The organism is Mycobacterium sp. NGS54 (assembly GCF_059812465.1).
In genome coordinates this window covers 258,781-278,594 of record NZ_JCALCS010000005.1, presented here as the reverse complement: position 1 = coordinate 278,594, position 19,814 = coordinate 258,781, and the positions used below count along the sequence as shown (strand labels likewise).

The window sequence follows — 19,814 nt, the reverse complement described above, 5'->3', positions numbered from 1 at the left end:
GTTCGGGCTCGGCGAATATCAACTGAAGTCTGAGGCACTCCGGGCGACACGCTACTTGGACCCTCATCGAGCAGAACTTCGCGATCGGAAAGGATGCCGGATGGACCTATCGGGCGTCGGCATATGGAGTACCCATCTGCGGTACGGCAATCCCGGCAAAGCTGCCGAAGCTGCCGCGGAGTTGGAGGATCTAGGCTTCACCGCCCTGTGGATTCCCGATATCGGTGGCGGTCCGATCCTCGACACAGCCGAACGGTTGTTGGCCTCAACCACGAAGGTCACAATCGCCACGGGAATCCTGAATCTGTGGCTGAATGACGCCGCCGATACGGCTGCTCGGTATGCGTCGGCAACCGAGGCTTATGGTGAAAGGCTCCTGCTCGGAATCGGCTGCAGCCACGCGCCCATCGTTGATGCCAAAGCGGCTGTCCGCTACAGCAAGCCGCTGAGTGCAACCAAGGCATTCCTCGACGCCATCGACGACGCACCACGACCCGTGCCCATAGAGAACCGGTTGCTCGCGGCGCTCGGCCCCAAGATGCTCGAACTGGCGGCCACCCGTGCCCGCGGCGCCCATCCCTACCTCGCCACCCCCGAGCACAGCGGCCAGGCCCGACAGACGCTCGGAGAAGGGCCTCTGCTGGCCCCCGAGCAGACGGTCATCTTTGCCAACGACCGAGCGCAGGCGCGGGCCATCGGCGCGGAGTGGCTGCGTACGTATGTCGTGCTCCCCAATTACGCCAACAACCTGGTGCGCTCCGGCTTCAGCGAGAACGACTTGTCGGAGATCAGCGACCGGTTGTTCGACGCTACCATCGCGTGGGGCGACGAAGATGCGATTGTGCAGCGGGTGAAAGACCATCGCTCAGCCGGAGCAGACCACGTCTGCATCCAGGTTCTGACCGCCGACCAACGCGAGTTCCCCCGCGAGCAATGGCGCCGCTTGGCCGCGGCGTTCGCGTAGGGTTCGCCATCCTACGGCCGCTCGCCCGCCGTGTCCGAGGATTGACACCAAGCTAAACGCTGAGCCCACCTCGGCCGGTGACCCATATGGGTTGATCTCGCTTCAGGTCGGCACGAAGGTCGGGCTTGCGAATCTTCCCGGCCGGCGTGCGCGGAAAGTCACCTCGGATTTCGCGAATGTCCTCTGGCCACTTGTATTTCGCGACTCCCAATTGAGCGAGATGAGCACGCAGTTGCTCAACGGTCGGCACGGCTAGACCCGGGGCGGTCCGAATGACAGCCACCGCTCGTTCTCCGGTTCGAGGGTGCGGCTCCGCAACGATCGCGACCTCAGCCACGTTCGGCATGGAGATCATCACTGATTCGATTTCCGCGGCGCTGATGTTCATTCCAGCACGAATGACAATGTCCTTCTTGCGGTCGAGGATCTGCAGATATCCGTCGTCGTCGAGAACGCCTATGTCGCCGGTACGAAACCAGCCATCCAGGAAGGCGTCAGCGTTGAGCGCGGGGTTTGTGTACCCACTGAAGAGTTCGGGCCCACGGCTCAACACCTCGCCCGGCCGTCCATGCGGCTGACCTGTGCCTGCATCGGTCACGATACGAACCTCAACGCCCGCGCAAAGGCGTCCGTCGGTGCGAATGCGCCGCGCAAGCGGATCCCTCGGCGTGCACATGGAGATCGTGATGTGCTCGGTGCATCCGTAAGCGCGGACTGCCACAATTCCGAGCTCTGATGCCCTCAATATGAGTTCAGGTGGCACCGAGGCGCCGCCAAGGAAACTCAGGTCGATCAATGACCGATGGCTGTCCGTACAAGACGGGTGGTCGAGAAGCGACGACAGGAACAACGGTACTCCGCTACCAGCCGAGACACGTTCCTCTTCCATGATTTTCAGGACATCACTGGCATCCCAGTAGTCGAGCAGGTGGATGTCATGCCCCGCGAATGCCGGCGCCAAAACCGACAAGAGCATCCCGGTGACGTGCGCAATCGGGGACGTACTGGCAAGCGGTCGCTTGCGGAACGCGGTAAACGGCCCGATATGCGAACTGACTTCGGCGCACAGCGCCCGATGGCTCAGAATGACGCCCTTCGGCTTATCGGTTGACCCCGACGTCCAGCCGATTACCGCAGGTGCCGCGGCATCGACCGCGGCGATCCCTACCTCGGCTGGTCCCGATGTCAGCGCTGTGAACGGCACGACGCCTGCGGGGCATGACGAGTCACCCACTGCTACAACGCTCTCCAGCGCAGGACTCCGGCCGCAAAGCTCGCCAAGTGTCTCGAAGTCGAACGGTGCATCACGCCAGTTCGTGACAAAGAGCGCCTTCGCCCGAGATTCGCGTACCACCAGTGAAAGGTCGCGGCACCCGGCGGAGGCGGCGATCGGTACGAGGACTGCTCCCAACATCGCCAACCCGTAGAACGCTGCGGCGGCCTCGACACTATTGGGTAGCTGGAAGGCAACTGCGTCACCGGGTCGGATGCCTCGGCGCTTGAGCCCGCCGGAGATGAGTTGTCCTAGGCTGGCGACATCGTTGAGCTTGCCCGACCATGGGCGCGTGCGCGAGTGCAATCGAAATGTGCTCGCGGCGGATCGCTCTAGGCTCTCCGCAACGAGAGTGGGCAGGGTCTTGCCGTCCCACCAGCCTTCGGACCGATAACGTGCAGCCAGGTCCGGATCTACATCAATAGTGGGCCAATCCATAACGCTCCCTAGAGGCTTGCAGTCGTCCGAGCGCAGACGTACACGGAGCCAGGCAAGGTGGCAGCGCATCTGTCACAGGCGTTCGCATCGAAGTCGTAGAGATTCCCTAAGATCTTCCCCGGCCTCACACCTACGCAATTAACCCGCGGCCGTCGGCGCGCCGACCAGATTACTTGAGGCCCTTCGGAGTACGCCGTCGTCATTCCCCGCTCCTGGTCGTGTCCGATGATGCGAACACGGTCGATCTCCCGCGACCCTTTGCGCAAAGGCACTCTGCTCTGCCTTACAGTGTAAGGCGCATCGCTTATTGGAGCTCGGTGCACTTCAGAAGGAAGACGACAAATGACCGGAACCTCAGGCTGACATGCGCGAAGAGGCCGAGGAGCCCCGATGGACTTGAACTTGCGGGGGCACCGCGCACTCGTCACCGGAAGCAACTCGGGTGTCGCCGGGCGGACGCCAATGCAATCTCAGGACAGTTACCGTGGTGCACGCTGACACAGTCGTTGACGTTCCAGAAGGTGCGCCAGCTCGCCGAATTCGGGTATGCGTCGCGCCCGGCATGGCGCTCGACTTTACGCCGTACGATGGTATCGCAGTTATCGGGCTCCACAGTCGGCGATGAAGGGGTGGCACCGTGGCGGATTCAGTCGAAGTTTGCGAATCCACCGTTCACGATATCGCGCCGCTGCTGGTGTCAGACGACAATCGTGTCCGCACATTGACTTTGAATCGGCCCCAAGCGCTCAACGCATTCACCGAAGCGCTCTACGACACTATGACGGTGGCGCTACGAGCCGCCGCGGACGACGATGCCGTGGCAGTGGTACTGGTAACAGGCGCCGGTCGGGCGTTCAGCGCGGGAAATGACCTGGGTGAAATGCAGGCACGGTTCACCGACCCCGCCTTTCGCAGCGGCGTTCAAGGTTTCGAAGGCATGATCGATGCCCTGACCGAGTTCCCCAAGCCGCTGATCTGCGTGGTCAACGGCATAGGTGTCGGTGTCGGAACGACGATTCTGGGCTACGCCGACTTGGTCTTCATGTCGTCGACCGCGCGGCTGCAATGCCCCTTCACCAAGTTGGGCGTTGCGCCAGAGGCCGCGTCGTCGTATCTGATGCCTCGCCTGGTAGGCCGGCAGAACGCGGCTTGGCTACTGATGTCCTCCGAGTGGATCGGCGCCGACGAAGCGCGCCAGATGGGTTTGGTCTGGAAGGTATGCGCGCCAGACGACCTAAGCTAGGTGGCGAATCGGCACGCAACTATCCTTGCTAGCAAACCGATTCCGAGCCTGGTCGCCGCCAAAGCGGACCATCGCCGCACCCGACCGGCCGCATATCAAACAAGCCAGTGTCTACGAGAATGCCGAGTTCCGGGAACTGCTCGGTGGCCCAGCCAATGCTGCAGCACTTGCCGCGTTTGCGCAGCGACCGCACTGTGACTAGGCAAGGTGCCGCGTCAGCCTCGACGGCTCGCGTTGACGGCATTTGTGGTACGTCGCGAAGCCGGCTTGGCTGCGAGCTTGGCGCGGAGGCCTTCAATAATGACGTCGACACCCCAGTCGAAGAAGTCACTCCCCCGCAGGCTCGGCAAATAAGGAAGCAGTGAAGCCAGCGTGTCGTCAAGATCAGGGACTTGCTCCCCAAAATTCGCAACGTCAAACTGCCCCAACACCTGATATCTGCCGAATAGGTAGGTGTGGATCATTGCGTAAGACTGAAAGTTCTCGGCCCCCTTGAAACCGGCGCTGACCAGAATCTCCAAGATGCCATTCAGCACCCGTTGGTCGGTAACGCTCATTCTGTCGAGCAAGATCGACGCGATTCCTGGATAGCGGTGAACGTGGTAATCAATGCTCTTGATCACGGCGCGAAGGCGCTCATCCCACGGCCCGGAGTCCGCCGGAGGCAACTGGACTCTCGACAGCAGCTTGCGGGCGACCAGGTCGAGCAACTCGTTCTTGTCCGCAACGTACCAATACGGCGCCATCGCGGAACGGCCCAGTTCGCGCGACAGCCTACGCATTGACAGCGCTTCTAGCCCCTCGGCCTGAACGACCGAAAGCGCGGCATCGACGATCTGCTCTTCCGTCAACGTCGGCGGCTTCCCCAATCGAGAGGAGCCAGCTACCGACTTTGAGGATCTCTTGGCTGCGGGAATGCGAACTCCACCTCCTCTAACTGACGTCCGGTTGATGCTAACGGAGGGTGAAGCGCGATTCCGTCCGCCACACTGATCACCCGCGATACTGGACTGGCGCGCGGCAAATATTGCACTGCTCTGTCGCAGACGGTTGGCAAGGAGCCGATGTTTGACCGCGTTAACAGCACGGGGCCAAATCGGAAGATCGGGTGCGCCGGCTCGCCGTCCCCTATCGTGAAGCTGACGCGAATGTCTCCTTCCGGACGGCACGAATGGTTTGCGTTATCATCCCTCGCTCGGTTCCAGGCTGCCCTTACTTTGTGATGTGATCTGTACAGCGATCGGCGCGCGGCAACAGCAGGCTTTGCCTGTGCATAGGCAATATGGGCGACGCATTGTGCGGTGACGGTCATCACGTTACGGTGTAAGGTAAGAAACACTTCGACACCGAGCGGTGCATTGCGGAAGGAAGGGAACCAGATGACCGGGACCTCATACGAAGGCCGACTGTTCATTGATGGCGAGTTTCGAGAAGCCAAGTCCGGCAAGCGTTATGACGTCATCAACCCCGCTGACGAATCTATCGTTGGCTCAGCTGCTGATGCAGGCCCCGAGGACGTTTACGATGCGGTCACGGCCGCGCGCAGGGTTGCAGACGAAACAAGCTGGGGAACAGACCACAAGTTCCGCAGGCATTGCCTCGAGCAGTTCCAGGCAGCGTTGCGCAGCGATGTCGATGGTTTCCGGAAATTGGTCACCGCCGAGGCGGGCCTCGGAACTGCGCTCATCGGCAGCCACGTCGACGCGATGATCGACGGGATGGACTTCTGGAACGATCTCACAACCTCGTTCCCGTGGGAAGAAGACCTCGGAAGCTTTGAGTTCTTGGGCATGCCGAGCGACCGACGCGTCTGCTATGAGCCCCATGGGGTCGTTGGCGCGATCACGCCTTGGAATGCTCCGTTCATGACCGCGATCTGGAAGGTGACTCATGCCATGGCCACGGGCAACACCGTGGTACTCAAGAGCGCGCCGGACACCCCGCTCACCGCGGCGAAGATGGCACAGGTCATGGCTGAGGCTACCGATACCCCCGCGGGCGTCTTCAACGCGATCAGCTCAGAAGACAAGGCCATCGCCGGCGACGCGATGACCGGTGATCCTCGGGTCGACCTCTTTCATTTCACCGGATCTCCCGGCGTTGGCCAGCGCATTCAGGAGCGTGCGGCACTCGGCATCCGCAAAGTTGTCCTGGAGCTCGGCGGCAAGTCCGGAAACATCCTGCTCCCTGACGCGGACCTCGACATGGCATGCGGCCTGAGTGTGACCATGTGCATGGCCAACAGCGGCCAGGGGTGCGCACTGCCGACACGCATGATCGTGCACGCCGACATCTATGACGAGGTGTTGCAGCGCCTGGAGGCGACGATTGGCGTGCTTCCGTTCGGCGACCCCACCGAGCCGACCACCGTCGTCGGCCCGATCATCCGCGCCGAACAACTGGAACGTATTGAAGGGCTCGTGAACCGCGCCAGGGACGCCGGAGCGCGGGTGGTGTGCGGCGGCAAGCGAGCGGACTTTGGCGGCAAAGGCTTCTGGTACGAGCCGACTCTCCTCGCCGACGTCGACGAGAACGCCGAGATCGCTCAGAACGAGGTATTCGGACCGGTGCTGATCGTGATCCGCTACGACGGCAACGACGACGAGGCGGTACGCATCGCGAACAACACGCGTTACGGCTTGTCGGCATACGTGCAATCGCGAGACGAGGAGCGTGCCTGGCGCGTAGCTCATCGGCTACGGGCCGGAACGGTGAACATTAACAACTCCTTCTACCTGAGTCCCGATGCGCCGTTTAGTGGATGGGGCATCAGCGGCGTGGGCTCCGAGCATGGCGTCGCCGGGTTCCGCGAGTATCTGCGAATCAAAACCATTGCCAGTCCTACGAAGTGAGTGATTTCGACTACATCATCGTCGGTGCTGGGTCCGCAGGCCCGGTACTTGCCAACTCGTTTGCCGGAGGATCCCCGGTGAGCGGGTACAGCCGATCGAGGCTGACGACATGTCTACGCCGTCGCACCCACATGGCCTCCTACACGAAACCCGAGTCCGTGGAGTTTCTTGATGCTTTGCAGCGAGAAGCCGGTCAGACCGGCCACGAGGTCTTCGACGAGATGTTCGGCCGCGGCGGCGTCGACATCGGCACTTAAGGAGGGCCTGTGCGACAAGTCATTCATCCAGCATCCGGCGAATAATTCGACTAGAAGGACGGATTCGCCAAATCTCCGCTTCCGAGGCCGAACAGACCTCATTTGCACACCGCCCGACTCCGTCGGCTGGCTTGGAGTAGCGCTCCGCTTACGAAATAGCGTCGGTGGCAACGGCTTCAATCGCGCGCCCAAGTACGGCTGTAGCATATGAGCGGTCCCGGGAAACCTGGCGATGAGCCTGCCGCTTCATAGCAGCGCGCTTCCGCAATGAATCACTATCGCGTCACTGCCGCCTTGTCGCGGACCGGACTCGTGACGAGTCGCTCTTCACATGCCGGCGCGTGTGGCGAGGCACCCGATGACCCACCCGCGCAGCGGCTCGGCGGCTCGGCCATCTGCTGACGCAGTTGCCGCGTTTGCGCAGCGACCGCGCTGTGACTAGGCGAGGTGCCGCGTCAGCCCTCGACGGCTCGCGGTGACGGCCTTCGTGATACGTCGCGAAGCCGGCTTGGCTGCGAGCTTGGCGCGGAGGCCTTCAATAATGACGTCGACACTCCAGTTGAAGAACTCCCCCGCAGGCTCGGCTATGGCAGGGCGAACACCACCACCTGCCGTTCGAGCATTGCCTGGGCGGCAAGTGTCGGTTGACGTCGACTAGGGCTCCCTGCCGAAGCTAGCTGGGCTTAAAGGTGACAGGCAGACGCTTAACGCAGCTAACCGACACGTTGTCGAAAGCCAATTCGTCAGGGGCCGATACCTCGAAATCCGGTATGCGGTTGAGTATTTCGTCGACCGTGATCCTCAGTTCCATTCGTGCGAGATGCGAGCCCAGGCAACGATGCGTCCCGCTGGCGAAGACCATGTGAGCGTTCCGGCCGCGTGCGAAGTTCACCGTCAGTGGATCGTCGTGGTAGGTGGGGTCGACGTTGGCCGCCGCCCACCACGCCTGGATGGCATCGCCGGCCTCGATCACCAGGCCGTCGCCTAGATCGATGTCCGCGGTCGCGAACCTCTGACCCGAAGGCACCGGTGACTCATAGCGCAGAAGCTCCTCCACGGCAGCGGGGATCAGCGAGCGGTCGTGGGCCAACCGGTCTCGCTCCCCCGGATGCTGTCCCAGCCACGCGAAGATGCAAGACATCGACGCCGTGACGGTGTCCAGGCCGGCGAACATCAGCAGGAAGACGATGTTCAGCAGGTCGTGTTCCTCGATCGGTTTGCCGTCGACCTCCGACCGCAACAGCACCGCGATGACGTCATCCTTCCGATCGGTCTCATTACGGCGCTTGGCGAGGAACTTGAGGAAGTCTCGATCAGCTTGCCGCCTGCCACAGCGACATTGGCTTCAATCTCTTCGACGGTATCGCCCTCGGGATGGATCACACCCTGTTTGAACTCCAGAAGAAGTCGAGGTGCTCGACGGGTGCCCCGACCAGTCGCAGAAAGGTCAGCGACGGAAGGGGCACACAGTATTCATCGTGCAATTCGGCTTCGCCACGGGAGGCGAACTTGTCAATCAGTTCGCCCGAGAGCTGCCGGATCTGTTTCTCTAGAGGGGCCATCTGCTTGGGCCCGAAAATCGGGTCGAGCAACCGCCGCCACTTCTTGTGGTCCTCGCCGTCGATCTCGAGCGGGATCAACTTTTTGTCTTCGCCGAAGCTGCCACCCTGGCCGCCATTGCCGAGGATCGAGGGGTGACGGTTGATCTTGATGATGTCATCGTGCCGGTACAAGTTCCAAACCCCGTTGGACCGTTCCGCGCGCACTCTGCCAGCCTTCTCGCCGTACAACGCTTGCGGACTCGACATCGCCTTGACGTGCTGTGTCAAGGGGGACAGTCGCTGATCGAACTTCGTGGTTTGGTCCATCGGCCCCTCTCCTTCAGGCTGGCCGAGCGCGAGCTGCCAGTCTGACCTTACACCGTAACGTGATGCGCAGCCTAGTAAATAGCGGAATCTGGCCCGTGCCGCGGTGCGCCGGGTAATCGTGCCGTCGTGAAAATCGGTACCGTCCCAACAGAAATGCGAACCGAGGTCGATCGTGCCCTTCATGCCGCACGAGCCGACGATGAACCCAACCCGCCTCGACCCTGGGCTGACTATTCGAGAAGCTCGTCGGCGAAGATGAAGGACCGCAGAAACCGGGCAAGCGCGACGGGTTGGTCACTCTGCACCGAATGTCCCGCTGCGGGAATGGTGGTAATGACGGCTTCGGGTCGTCGGCGCCGGAACTCATCACGATCGGCATCGGCTACGAACACAGAATTTCCGCCAACGACTAGCGCGATAGGCGGAATCGCCGCCGACACATCCCGCCATAGGGCGGAAAAGTCTGGTGATCCAGTACCTTCGGGATCGAGGTCGTCGTAGCGCCAGGTCCACTTGCCGTCAACCAGGGCCTTGGCATTGTGCAGAACACCGCGGCGGATGCTTGACACGCTCCGATGCGGTGCGCTGGCCGCGGTGGCGGCGATCATGTCCTCAGCGGTGTCGTAGACTCGCGGCCCGGATATCAGCGCAGTGGTTCCGCGCTGCTCGCGGGTCATCGATGTTTGCCGCTCGAATACCGACGGGGTCACGTCGATCACGACAGCACGCCGAACCAGTTCCGGGTGCGCCGCGGCCAGTCTGATGGTCGTCAGTCCGCCGAGCGACATACCCACCACGCCAGCGGAATTGGGGGCATGGATCCGTATTGCGTGCGCCGCGGCTTCGGCGTTACGCACCGGCCAATAATCGTGGTCGGCGCGCCAATCGGAATGGCTGTGACCGAGCAGATCGATCGCCAACGCGGATATCCCCAGCGCGACGACAACCGTGTCCCAGGTATGCGCATTCTGCCCGCCGCCGTGCAGGAACACGATCTGCGGATCGTCACCCCACTTGATGGCACTAAGCGACGTCTTGTCCGCCAGGGTGCAGCTCACGCGCATGCAATTTGGCAGAGGCCCGGACACCCCGCTTCGGCCGCATTCTCGGCTAGCAGTGCGAACTCGTCGTACTGGAGTTCGACCTTTGATCAGCGGCGGGAGCCCAAACGCCAGGCCGGTGATCCGACCGGTGCTGGACCCCCACCGCCGGATCGCCCAATCAGTTACGTGGGATCTGCTCGAGGAAAGCCATCATCTCCGGTGCGTACCAGATGTGTTCTATGTAGTGGCCCAATGTGTTTCGGTGGTCGGTGTAGAAGTAGCGAACCAAACCGCCTGCAGACGAGCCCGCCATGGCGATCGGAATGCCAAGCCGTCGCGCATCGCCCTCAGCAGACTCCAGTTCGTCGGCATCACCGAACAATTGGGCGACATGGTGAAACCGGACTCCGGAGCCGTCATCGGGTAGCGCTGCTCGGTAGATGGCATCGTCTCCGCTCAGCGGTTCGATGAGTTCCAGTTGCATCGGGCCTACGTATGCAAGCGCGATGTTGTTGTGACAGCTGCGTCCCGGTGCGGTTTCCACTTCCATCCCGGGCATGGGCATCCAGTTCGCGACACCGTAGTCAGCGCCGAAACGGCGCATGGCTTCATCTAAATCCGTTGTCACATAGGCTATTTGCAAGAATCTCCGAAAGGGTGCGAACGTTGGGAACGTCGCTGCTGGTGACGATTCGGTCATTGCCCTTTACCTCATATCTCGGTCGATGAGTGATCTTCACCAGCGGCGGCGCAGTTGCGCTCCGGTTCGACGAAGCCGCAATGCTTCTGCACGCGCTGCGTGGGTGACTTTGGGGGTGTCTGCCGGTAGGTGGGTCGAGAGTTCCGAGAGCGCAACCTTTTGGACCGTCGGTACCGGGTGCGAACTGCACCGGTACCACCGGCCGATCATCATGCCCCGCAAACCACCGCCGGTGTCCAGCCAGTTCGGGACGCCTGGGTCCTGCGGGCAGAGCACCGCGCGGAACTTGCCGTCGGAGCTGAGCTGTGCCTGAAATCCGTTGATGCTGCTGTGCCGGTGCAGGATATCGACCTGGTTCCACAAAGCGTCGATCACCTGGACATTCCAGTAGGTGTGCTCGTCGGGCAGGTCCGTCTCGAGTACCAGCGCCTCACCGGGCTCCAGGTCGTAGAGGCATTCCCAATACGCCTGCGGCCAGTCTTCGCCGTTGCCAAGTCCGTCGAATGACTGCAGATGGACGTGTTCTGCGTCCTGGCGTGCGCGTAACGCGCTCATATAGCCCAGGCATACCCGGGACAACCCACGCACATACTGGCCGAACAACGCACGCAGTCGATTATCGACTTCGACGGCGCTCATCGGCGGTCGCAGGTAGTCGATGTCGAGGCGTTCAATGGCCAGTCGACCATCCACCTCATTGACCCAGTCGTACGAGAATTGCCGCACGATCACCAATTGCGTCGACGGGTTGAGGTACCGCCAGTCGCCCCCGTAACCCTCCGGACGCTCGGCGCTCAGGATCACCTCGAAGTTTCCATCGGCATCGAGGGCCAAGGCATCGGCGTCGTAGTTGTCATAGCCCGGTCCGGGTGGCTCGGACATACCGAAGAGGTTCGCCCCGGTGGCGAAGCCCATCACAGGTACCGTTCCGCGGCGGCCGGTGATGCGGTAAACGCCAGCGCCGTCAATCGCCGAATAGTGGTATACAGCGTCAGGATTGGGCTGGGCTAAGAACGCCGAGTTCTCGAACGGCACAAAATCCGGGTAGTTCGGATCGGCGACGAAGTATAAGAAGTACCCCTGGGACAGGCTCATGGCGAACTGGCGATATAGCGCCGCCCGCAGCTGCTCGTCGCCACTGTCCCACAGCTGTGATTCCACCTCCACCGCGTCCTTGGCGAGGTCGAGATACTCGTCCCAGTCGGCTAGGCCCACGGATTCACCATGACCTTGCACTGGTCACTGCCGCTGCGCAGCTCCTCGAAGCGGGTGGGCAGCTCGTCGTAGTTCCAGGTGTCACTGATCATCGACCGTGGTTCGACGTGTCCCGCATCGAACGAGTCGGCGACAACCTGGAATTCGCCCACGGAGTAAATGTTCGATCCCTGGATGCGCACCTGCTTGAACATGGCCTGCGCCGGGAAGATGGTATCGGGCACCATGCAGTTGCCCAGCACGATGACAGTGCCTCGGGGGCGCACGATATTGATCGCCATGGCCAATACTCCTGGCACGCCTGCGCATTCGAAGATCACGTCGGGCGGGCCGCCGAGACCTTCGGTGACAGCCGCGTCGAGGTTCTCGTCGGTCAGCGCGAACGTGTCGGCGCCCATCTCGATGGCGTACGGTTCGCCTCGCCTGGACCGGGCGGCGACCACGATTTTGCCGGCGCCCAGGCGCTTGGCCCAGTATGTCGAAGCGATCCCGATCGGACCCGCGCCGATCACTAGCACCTTGGCTCCCGGGCTCAGCTGCGCCAGTGTCGCGCCGTGCAAGCCCACGGCCATTGGCTCCACCAGCGCACCGTCCTCCAGCGACATCGAGGCGGGCAGCCTAATGGCGGCAGTGGCCTTGGCAATCGCGTACTGACCGTAGCCGCCCGCCGATCCAATAAATCCGGCGCTACACACCGCCGGGTCACCGGCCTTGCAGCTCGCGCAGTTGCCGCAGCCTGTCACTGGCAGGGCCGCGACGATATCGCCTTCGTTGAAGCCGTCGGTGTCGGCTCCTTTGGCGACAACTTCGCCGGCGAACTCGTGACCGAGAACCATGCCCTCGGGAAACGTCTCACCCTCACCCGACGTCATGTGCAGGTCCGTTCCGCAGATTCCGCACCGGCCGATCTCGAGGACCAGTCGGCCGGCCTCGGGTACCGGATCCGGCATCGTTTCGATGGTCAGCGGTTTACCAACGCCATTGAAGACGGGAGCCTTCATCGTTTCTCCTTACAGCGCGTAGGTGGTGATGTAGTCGGCGAACCGCTCACGCAGCGCGGCAGCGGACAGTCCGTAACGTGCGGGATCTGCGTCGGCGCCCCGGCGACGTTCCTCCGGCTGCTCGTAGAGCCACGTGCGCATAGTGGTCTCGACATCTGCAGGCAAACTCAGGCCGAGCTTGGAATAGACGCTGTCGATGGTGGCGATTGGATCAGCCCGGAAGTCAGCGTGCCGCACGTCGTGGAAGTTGTCTGGGTGACGCCGCCGAGCCCGCTCGGTGCGATCGACCGCCGACCGCCACTTGTCGACCTCGGGGGGACCGATCTCCTCGGGGCGGACGTTCTCGCCGAGGTACATCGACTGCGGCATCTCCAGCACTCGGCACACCGAGGGCATCGCTTTGGCCGGATCGCGGTGGGTCTGGACCACGAGCGCATCTGGGAAGAGCGCCAACAGGTCGTCGATGCCCCAGATGTGGCCGGGGTTCTTAAGCAGCCAGCGGCGGTCCTGATCGTCGAGGCCGATCAGTCGCAAGACGTCTGCGTAGCGCTGGTAGGACGTGGTCTCGCTTTCTTCGCGCCACCAGTGCAGGTAGGCAGGAACCGCAAGCTGCGAGGGAAAGGTGTTGCTGACAAAGTCCTGCTGCAACACCTCGAGGCACTCATCGACGCTGTCGGCGGTCATCTCGTGAGCGTCGGCAAAGCCGGGCATGGCCGCCAAAAATTCCTCCAGCCCGGCAACGCAAGCGTTGAATTCGGCTTTCTGCGACCAGTTTTGGCGCGGTGGTCGAGGCATTGGAGTAATGGCCAACCAGCGTTCGACGCCTTGGAATTGCGGGTCGAGTGCCAGCAGCTTGTGCAGCGCGGTGGTGCCGGTGCGTGGAATCCCAGTGATCACCAGCGGACGTTCGATCCGCACGTCTCGGTACCCGGGGTTGCGGCGCCAACCTTCCTGGGTGTAGAGGCGACGGACCAGGACCCCGGTGAGCATTCCGAACAGAGCTTCTCGGCGGGGGCCTGCCACACGTCCGTCCTGATCGAGCGCGGTCAGCAGCTGATGCAAGCCTTCGTGGTAGGTCGGAGGGCCGAAATCATCGAGCCCAGTGGCCGCCGCTGCCGCTTGATGCAGCGGTTCGAAGGCTTCGGTGAACTTCTCGGGAACGGCCATGCCTCACTCCGTATGGTCGGCGGACGGCTGAATTCGTCGCAGAGAGACTGTGGCGCAGGACCAGGTGCACCCTGGTTTGTGATGAGCACCACTCACTAAAGAGGACAATAAGGTACCTTTTTTCAGTCGTCAAGCGTGCGGCCGGTCACTCGGACTGTGTCCGGCCACCCTGGTAGAACAGCTAAGTGAGGTTGACAGCGGCGAGGCTGGCCAGGGCGATCGAAGACGGCATCGTCGCGCGCGGCTGGCCCGTCGGTGAAGTGATCGGCTCCGAGGAACAGCTACTGGCGCACTATGGCGTCGGGCGCAATGTGTTGCGTGAAGCGATGCGGATCTTGGAGACCCACGGGGTGGCGCGGCGCCGCCAAGGTCCGGGTGGCGGCTTGGTCGTCGTGGCGCCAGACGCGGAGGGGGTCGTCGAATCGGCACGAATGTTTTTGAACTATCGGCACACCCGGCTCAGTCACCTGTACGACACGTGGATCGCACTGGAGTCGCTCGCCTTGACGACGGTGGCGCAGATGGACCGGCGGCCGCTCGACGGACTACGGGACGTCATCACACGCACCCGACAGTGGGATGAACAGACTGGAGCGCTGACCGCAGGACGTCCGAACGTACACGTCGAAATCGCCCGGATGACGGGCAACCCGATGCTTGAGCTCTGTCTGGCAACACTTTTCGCGATCGCGACCGATGCGGGCGCGCGGCGCATGCCCGCGCCCGCGGCCGCCCGAATGCGGGCGGTGGACGTCGCTCTGGTCGATGCACTGGACCGCGGAGACGCCGAAGAAGCCCAGCAGCATCTGCGGCGGCTGGTCGAGATGCTGGCGCAGTACAACCAAGGGGACGACCCCAGAGTCGGCGCGCGCGGGTAAGGCGGCACTGCTACGTGATGCAGGGGAAGCCGGATTGAGGAAGCGGTCAGCTGCCCCGCGGCCGACTGCCCGCATGAACACGGCTCCGCAGTTGGGGTAAGCGGCTGTCAATGGATGCAGGTCTTAAAATCGCTAAATCAACTAGACGTTGAGCGGTGGATACGCCGCAGTTACCGGTCCGGCCGATTTGGCAGAAGAGCCTGAACATCCACTACCTGGGCGCGGGATCGTCACTAATCGCGCGCCTGATGTGGTCGGAGCCCCCGCGGATAGCTAACGGGATTAGTGAGTTTCGCATTCGATTTGATCGGCAGCCGTTGGCTCCGCACGTCCAGTACATGAATCTCTAAATGATTGACTAGTTTCCGAAGCCTCGGTTAACGTGAGGAACATCCCATCCCGCACGCATGGTAGGAATCACGATGCATGTCAAGGTTGAGAAGGGTGCCGCCTGGCTGGGACTGGCCATGCTGGGAGCATTCTTCGTAATTTTCTGGGGCATCGCCGGGCTGATACCGCCAATGGACCCCGGCGCGAGCGCCGAACAAATCGCCAAGGTCTACTCCGAGCACCACCTTCGCCTCAGCATCGGCCTGACAATGATGATCCTCCTGGCGTTTCTCTTCGCGCCCTTCTTTGCGCTGCTGTCAAGGCAGGTTCGACGCATCGAGGGCTACTGGGGCGTCATGTCGCTCACTCAGATCTTGCTCAGCGCGACGTTCCCTTTCGGGTTCGCGCTTTGTTCGATCTTTGCCGTCGCCGCCGCATACCGCCCCGGACGCCATCCCGACGTTACCCAGGCGCTCAATGACATCTTCTGGTTCATGTTCGTCGGGCTCGTTGGTCCGCTCATCACCCAGGTGGTGATTCTTGCCTTCGCCGTGTTCATCGACAAACGCGACGTGCCAAGCTTTCCGCGTTGGTTCGGATACTTCAACATCTGGTACGCGGTGCTCGGGATACCTAGCTGCGCCATCTTTCTGTTCAAGAACGGACCGCTGGCTTGGAACGGGATATTCGCGTTCTGGATGCCGTTGACGGTGTTCTCTATCTGGATGGTCGTCGTGACGGTGATGCTCGTCAAAGCAGTGGATGTCGAAGCCGCCGAACGCACGGCGCGCGCCGCAGAGCGGGCCCGGGAACCCGCCGCGTGAGCCAGACGGCAATTGGCCCCGGCGCCAAGGCGGGCGGGGTCGCGCCGCTTGCGGCCAGAAAGCGTGATCGTCGCATCCCGGGTGAAGAAGGCACTTGGGTCTTCCTGTTCGGCGACATGCTCGTGTTCGGAGTATTTTTCGCGAGCTTTATGTACGAACGCAGCCGAGCGCCGGAAACGTTCGACGAATCGCGCCAGACCCTGAGCATCACCATCGGCCTGATCAACACGCTTGTCCTGTTGACAAGCTCGCTGTTCGTCGTGACGGCGATCCGGGCGATCCGCTCATCGGAGAGATTCACCGCCAGGTTGCTGTTGGTCGGGGCGACTATGTGCGGACTGGCGTTCGTCGGGCTCAAAGCGGTCGAATACACCATGAAGGTCAGCGAGGGTCACACACCGGGCCAGAACAACTTTTACCTTTACTACTTCATCTTGACCGGATTGCACCTGTTCCACGTTTTGATCGGCATCACCGTTCTGCTGCTCTTGCTGGCGCAAGCGGGCCGGACCGATTTCGGCACAAAGAGAATGGCCATGGTTGAAGGCGGCGCGTGCTTCTGGCATCTCGTCGACCTGCTGTGGATAGTGCTGTTCCCGCTTCTCTACCTGGTGAGCTGACGATGCCGCTTTCACTCCTGCGCGCCCGTTCCACGCCAGTGTGGCTGGCCCTCATCCTCGTTACGATTCTGTCGTGGATGCTCGGTGCCAAACACGAGACCGGCTCGGCCATTGCAATTTTGGTTCTCGGCCTCGCCATAGTCAAGGTTCGGTTCATCGGACTCGACTTTATGGAGCTGCGGGAAGCGCCGCTCATCCTGCGTGTGATGTTCGAGGGCTATTGCGTCGTCCTGTGGCTGGTCTTGTCCGGCATGTACCTGTGGTTGTGATCAGCGTGACAGGATCGACACCGCCGACGCGCCCGGTGCGCCGTAGAGGTGGGTGTAGCCCACCCGCGGATCGTTGGGCACCTGACGCTGGCCGGCCCGGCCCTGGAGTTGAAGCACGATCTCGTAGACCTGGCGAAGGCCCGATGCGCCGATGGGCTCGCCGTTGGCGATCAGCCCCCCATCCGTGTTGACGGGCAGGCGACCGCCGATCTCGGTGTCACCCTCGGAGATCCACTTCTCCTGCTCACCGTCGGCGCAAAAGCCGTTCTCGGCCATGTGAATCAGCTCCGATCCGGCGTCGGTGTCCTGCAGCTGCGCAACGTCGACGTCCTCGGGGCCGATTTCTGCCCTCTCATATGCTGCGCGCGACGCATCCACCGTGGGACTGGGGGCGGAGTCGAGCGGTAACGATGGGCTCTGCAATTCGAAGGCGCCCTCGCGACGGGTACGAAGTTCCGCGGCACGTACGTAGACCGGCGCGGAAGTGAACTCGTGTGCGATATCGGCACGGCACAGGACCAGCGCCGCGGCACCTTCGTCGGGGTTGCAATACATGTACTGCGTCAGTGGGTAATTCACCACCGGGGAATTCAGGATCTCCTCCACGGAGATCGCCTTGCGCCGCCATGCCTGGGGATTGATCGCCCCGTTGGAGAGGTTCTTAGCCGCGATGCGCGCAAGCGACTCAACGGAGATCCCATGGTCGTGCATGTACTTGTTGATCTTGGTACCGAAGAAGTGCGTGGTGAGGAACAGGCCCGTCTGGCCATACCAGCTGGGCAGTCCCACCACCGACGGATCGGCGGCGAACGCTCCGCGCGGATGCTTGTCGAAGCCGATCGCCATCGCGACATCGGCCTCGCCGTGCCGGATCGCCTGCTCCGCCATCTGCAGCGACGTCCCGCCGGTCGCGCACCCGTTGAACACTCCACGCACGGGAATGCCCGTCAGGCCAAGCCAACTCACGATGGCATCGGGGTTGGACACCTCGTAGCTTCCTGCGTACGCCGCCCGGACACGAGTCCAGTCGGTGCCCGCATCTTCGAGGGCCAGCTTGGCCGCTTCCGCGCCCATCTCCAATGCGAGCTTGTCGCCGTAGCGGCCGAACGGATGTAAGCCCACACCGACGATTGCCACGTCCGTCACGGTCATTCCCCTTCCACGGGAGCGAATGCGTAAGTCAGTACTTCGGTCCCGTCGGGCCGCGTGGTGTACGGGACGACTACCAGTTCCATCGGCTGGCCGATGGACAGTTTCGCCGGGTCGGACTCGGTGAACCGAGCCTGGATGAGCAGCTGTCCGGACAGTTCGACGTACCCGAGCGCATAAGGCTGAAATGTCTCCGCCGTGTCGTTGCCGTCGTACGGGGGAGCCGGAGGCCGGAACTGCTGGGTGGTGAACCCCCATAACGTGCCACGGCGCTTGAGCAGAACCTGCGCCTCCCCGGGCTTGGCCGGAAAGGTCAAGCGGCCGTTGTGTTCGGAGGCGATCAGCTGGGGCTCATCCGAGGGCCACGTGAACAGGCCCTCCGCGACCGGCTGTTGATTCGCGCCCAACGTTGCTCCCATCATCACTGCCTCACCGTTGCCAAGGCACGGCGAAGCATTACAGTTATTATCTAAATAATTTAGTGAGCGCGATGTCGGGCGTCAACCCAGCACCGGCGCCTACGATCCGACCCGCCCCCTCAGACCAGGGCCAGACTCCAAGCGACAAGCCGATCCCACAGCATCTTCCTTGTGGATGCGAAGTTGTGCATGTGGGCCATCCGCGGGCTAACGAAGATCGTTACGTCAGACGAATTCTCGTAAGCTGCGGGCTCTCGGTGCGGCGCCGGCAGAACATCGCGTTCGCCCGCACCGACGAACACCGGGCAGTCGATCTCCGCCGCATCCTCGGCAACGTAGCCGGGCGACAGCATCGCGATAGCACAACTGGGTAGCGTGGCACTCCCGAACGGCGGCGCCTCGGTCCGCAATGGATAGCCATGGCGGGTGTCGGCCTCCAAGATGTCGGCGGGAATGTCCGACCAGAAGAACGGATAGAGGAAGTCCGGGATGCGCGCAGCCGTGTCGGCCACGGACTGCGTGTGAGGATCGGCATCGCGTCGGCTGTCGCCGACCCGTTCAGCGACCTCGGCGGATACCGACTGCTCCGGGAAGGGTAGGACGGTGTGTACCGCGCTGAAGCCGAGCACAGCTATGGCGTCGTAAGCGCGGTGGCGAGCGGCCATGATGATCGTGATTGCGCCACCCATCGACTGGCCGACTCCGATGCGCCGCGCGATGCGAAACGGCGGATATCCCGCGACGGCGTGCCCGGATTCGAGTAGCTCCGCAATCCGCTTCACCGCGGCGTGGTTCGCCGCGGCAATGTCCTCGGCACGCAGATCGCCACACACCGCTGGGGTGCTCTGCCCCACCCCGAGGTGGTCGATCGCGACCAGGACCAGCCCACGCGACGCGTGGTGCTCGGCCTGGGAGTAGCCGCGATGTCCCGGAAAGTGCATGTCGTAGTAGCCGCGGCTGTATCCGCCGCCCGGCAGTGCGAACAGGACTGCGGCGCCATCGGCGACCGAATCCGCCGGCGGTAGGTACACGGTGGCCGCCACCGTCAGCCGATGGTCGATCTCGCAACTGCCGGACACATCCACGGCGAGATCATGCCGGATCGCGTTCGTGGTTGCGGTCTTTGGCATATTCGCACTCCCTGGTCTCCGGGTTACGTGTTGGCTCTGCGAAGTCTCGCATGGCCGGGCCGGGAGCGTTATTGATCTAAACAATCTATCTGACAAAACGACCTGCAACGGCTGTGCTTGACATCACGTTACAGCGTAAGATTTAGTTGCCGAAGGCGTAACCCTGAGCGCGGC

At 62.4% G+C, this 19,814-nt stretch carries 18 protein-coding genes and 2 pseudogenes; 8 read left to right on the top strand and 12 right to left on the bottom strand.

Annotated features, from left to right (window positions below; genetic code table 11):
• Nucleotides 1-100 precede the first annotated feature (100 nt).
• Nucleotides 101-964 (top strand): LLM class F420-dependent oxidoreductase, encoded by an 864-nt coding sequence (locus AC5Y5E_RS17245; RefSeq protein WP_083169403.1) that lies wholly within the window; start codon nt 101-103, stop codon nt 962-964.
• Between the two features lie 52 nt (nt 965-1,016).
• Here AC5Y5E_RS17245 and AC5Y5E_RS17240 read toward each other — a convergent pair whose 3' ends face one another.
• Nucleotides 1,017-2,675: an AMP-binding protein gene (locus tag AC5Y5E_RS17240; RefSeq protein WP_499904034.1), complete on the bottom strand. Its 1,659-nt coding sequence runs from the start codon at nt 2,673-2,675 to the stop codon at nt 1,017-1,019.
• Between the two features lie 688 nt (nt 2,676-3,363).
• Here AC5Y5E_RS17240 and AC5Y5E_RS17235 point away from each other — a divergent pair.
• Nucleotides 3,364-4,120 (top strand): annotated as a pseudogene (locus tag AC5Y5E_RS17235) (enoyl-CoA hydratase/isomerase family protein).
• 13 nt (nt 4,121-4,133) lie between these two features.
• On the opposite strand, the gene AC5Y5E_RS17230 reads toward AC5Y5E_RS17235, so the two are convergent.
• Nucleotides 4,134-4,769: a TetR/AcrR family transcriptional regulator C-terminal domain-containing protein gene (locus tag AC5Y5E_RS17230; protein ID WP_231984251.1), complete on the bottom strand. Its 636-nt coding sequence runs from the start codon at nt 4,767-4,769 to the stop codon at nt 4,134-4,136.
• 528 nt (nt 4,770-5,297) lie between these two features.
• On the opposite strand from AC5Y5E_RS17230, the gene AC5Y5E_RS17225 reads away from it, so the two are divergent.
• Nucleotides 5,298-6,770 carry an aldehyde dehydrogenase family protein gene (locus AC5Y5E_RS17225; RefSeq protein WP_067921642.1) on the top strand — a complete coding sequence of 491 codons (1,473 nt, stop codon included), beginning with the start codon at nt 5,298-5,300 and terminating at the stop codon, nt 6,768-6,770.
• Between the two features lie 77 nt (nt 6,771-6,847).
• A complete protein-coding gene (locus tag AC5Y5E_RS17220; protein WP_499904033.1) occupies nt 6,848-7,027 on the top strand; it encodes a hypothetical protein in 180 nt (59 codons plus the stop codon).
• Nucleotides 7,028-7,700: 673 nt separating this feature from the next.
• Here the strand turns inward: AC5Y5E_RS17220 and AC5Y5E_RS17215 are convergent.
• From AC5Y5E_RS17215 to AC5Y5E_RS17185, 7 genes and pseudogenes are all read right to left on the bottom strand, one after another.
• On the bottom strand, nt 7,701-8,273 hold the full coding sequence (locus tag AC5Y5E_RS17215) for a cytochrome P450 (protein ID WP_499904032.1): 573 nt from the start codon (nt 8,271-8,273) through the stop codon (nt 7,701-7,703).
• 133 nt (nt 8,274-8,406) lie between these two features.
• Nucleotides 8,407-9,078, bottom strand: a complete 672-nt coding sequence (locus AC5Y5E_RS17210) for a hypothetical protein (RefSeq protein WP_499904031.1) — start codon at nt 9,076-9,078, stop codon at nt 8,407-8,409.
• Between the two features lie 47 nt (nt 9,079-9,125).
• A pseudogene (locus AC5Y5E_RS17205) lies at nt 9,126-10,012 on the bottom strand (alpha/beta fold hydrolase).
• Between the two features lie 104 nt (nt 10,013-10,116).
• Nucleotides 10,117-10,638, bottom strand: a complete 522-nt coding sequence (locus AC5Y5E_RS17200; protein WP_067921650.1) for a VOC family protein — start codon at nt 10,636-10,638, stop codon at nt 10,117-10,119.
• 36 nt (nt 10,639-10,674) lie between these two features.
• Entirely contained in the window at nt 10,675-11,853 is a 1,179-nt protein-coding gene (locus AC5Y5E_RS17195) for a DUF1214 domain-containing protein (RefSeq protein WP_499904030.1), read from the bottom strand.
• Nucleotides 11,844-12,854: an alcohol dehydrogenase catalytic domain-containing protein gene (locus tag AC5Y5E_RS17190; protein ID WP_067921654.1), complete on the bottom strand. Its 1,011-nt coding sequence runs from the start codon at nt 12,852-12,854 to the stop codon at nt 11,844-11,846. Before AC5Y5E_RS17190 ends, AC5Y5E_RS17195 begins: the two co-directional genes overlap by 10 nt.
• Nucleotides 12,855-12,863: 9 nt before the next feature.
• Entirely contained in the window at nt 12,864-14,021 is a 1,158-nt protein-coding gene (locus tag AC5Y5E_RS17185) for a sulfotransferase family protein (RefSeq protein ID WP_426629003.1), read from the bottom strand.
• A 185-nt stretch (nt 14,022-14,206) separates the two neighbouring features.
• On the opposite strand from AC5Y5E_RS17185, the gene AC5Y5E_RS17180 reads away from it, so the two are divergent.
• The 4 genes from AC5Y5E_RS17180 to AC5Y5E_RS17165 all read left to right on the top strand — a co-directional run bounded on the left by AC5Y5E_RS17180 (nt 14,207) and on the right by AC5Y5E_RS17165 (nt 16,942).
• Nucleotides 14,207-14,899, top strand: a complete 693-nt coding sequence (locus AC5Y5E_RS17180; protein ID WP_426629004.1) for a FadR/GntR family transcriptional regulator — start codon at nt 14,207-14,209, stop codon at nt 14,897-14,899.
• Nucleotides 14,900-15,321: 422 nt separating this feature from the next.
• Nucleotides 15,322-16,053, top strand: coding sequence for a hypothetical protein (locus AC5Y5E_RS17175; protein WP_499904029.1), 732 nt, complete (start codon nt 15,322-15,324; stop codon nt 16,051-16,053).
• 74 nt (nt 16,054-16,127) lie between these two features.
• The gene (locus AC5Y5E_RS17170; RefSeq protein ID WP_264052730.1) at nt 16,128-16,673 is read left to right on the top strand and encodes a cytochrome c oxidase subunit 3; all 546 of its coding nucleotides are present in this window, start codon (nt 16,128-16,130) and stop codon (nt 16,671-16,673) included.
• 2 nt (nt 16,674-16,675) lie between these two features.
• A complete protein-coding gene (locus AC5Y5E_RS17165; RefSeq protein WP_174814303.1) occupies nt 16,676-16,942 on the top strand; it encodes a cytochrome C oxidase subunit IV family protein in 267 nt (88 codons plus the stop codon).
• On the opposite strand, the gene AC5Y5E_RS17160 is transcribed toward AC5Y5E_RS17165, so the two are convergent.
• The 3 genes from AC5Y5E_RS17160 to AC5Y5E_RS17150 form a co-directional block, all read right to left on the bottom strand.
• Nucleotides 16,943-18,094 (bottom strand): thiolase family protein, encoded by a 1,152-nt coding sequence (locus AC5Y5E_RS17160; protein WP_083169419.1) that lies wholly within the window; start codon nt 18,092-18,094, stop codon nt 16,943-16,945. It abuts the gene before it with no gap.
• Nucleotides 18,091-18,510: a Zn-ribbon domain-containing OB-fold protein gene (locus AC5Y5E_RS17155; protein ID WP_499904028.1), complete on the bottom strand. Its 420-nt coding sequence runs from the start codon at nt 18,508-18,510 to the stop codon at nt 18,091-18,093. The genes AC5Y5E_RS17160 and AC5Y5E_RS17155 overlap by 4 nt, the downstream gene beginning before the upstream one ends.
• 119 nt (nt 18,511-18,629) lie before the next feature.
• Nucleotides 18,630-19,640: an alpha/beta hydrolase family protein gene (locus AC5Y5E_RS17150; protein ID WP_499904027.1), complete on the bottom strand. Its 1,011-nt coding sequence runs from the start codon at nt 19,638-19,640 to the stop codon at nt 18,630-18,632.
• Nucleotides 19,641-19,814 lie beyond the last annotated feature (174 nt).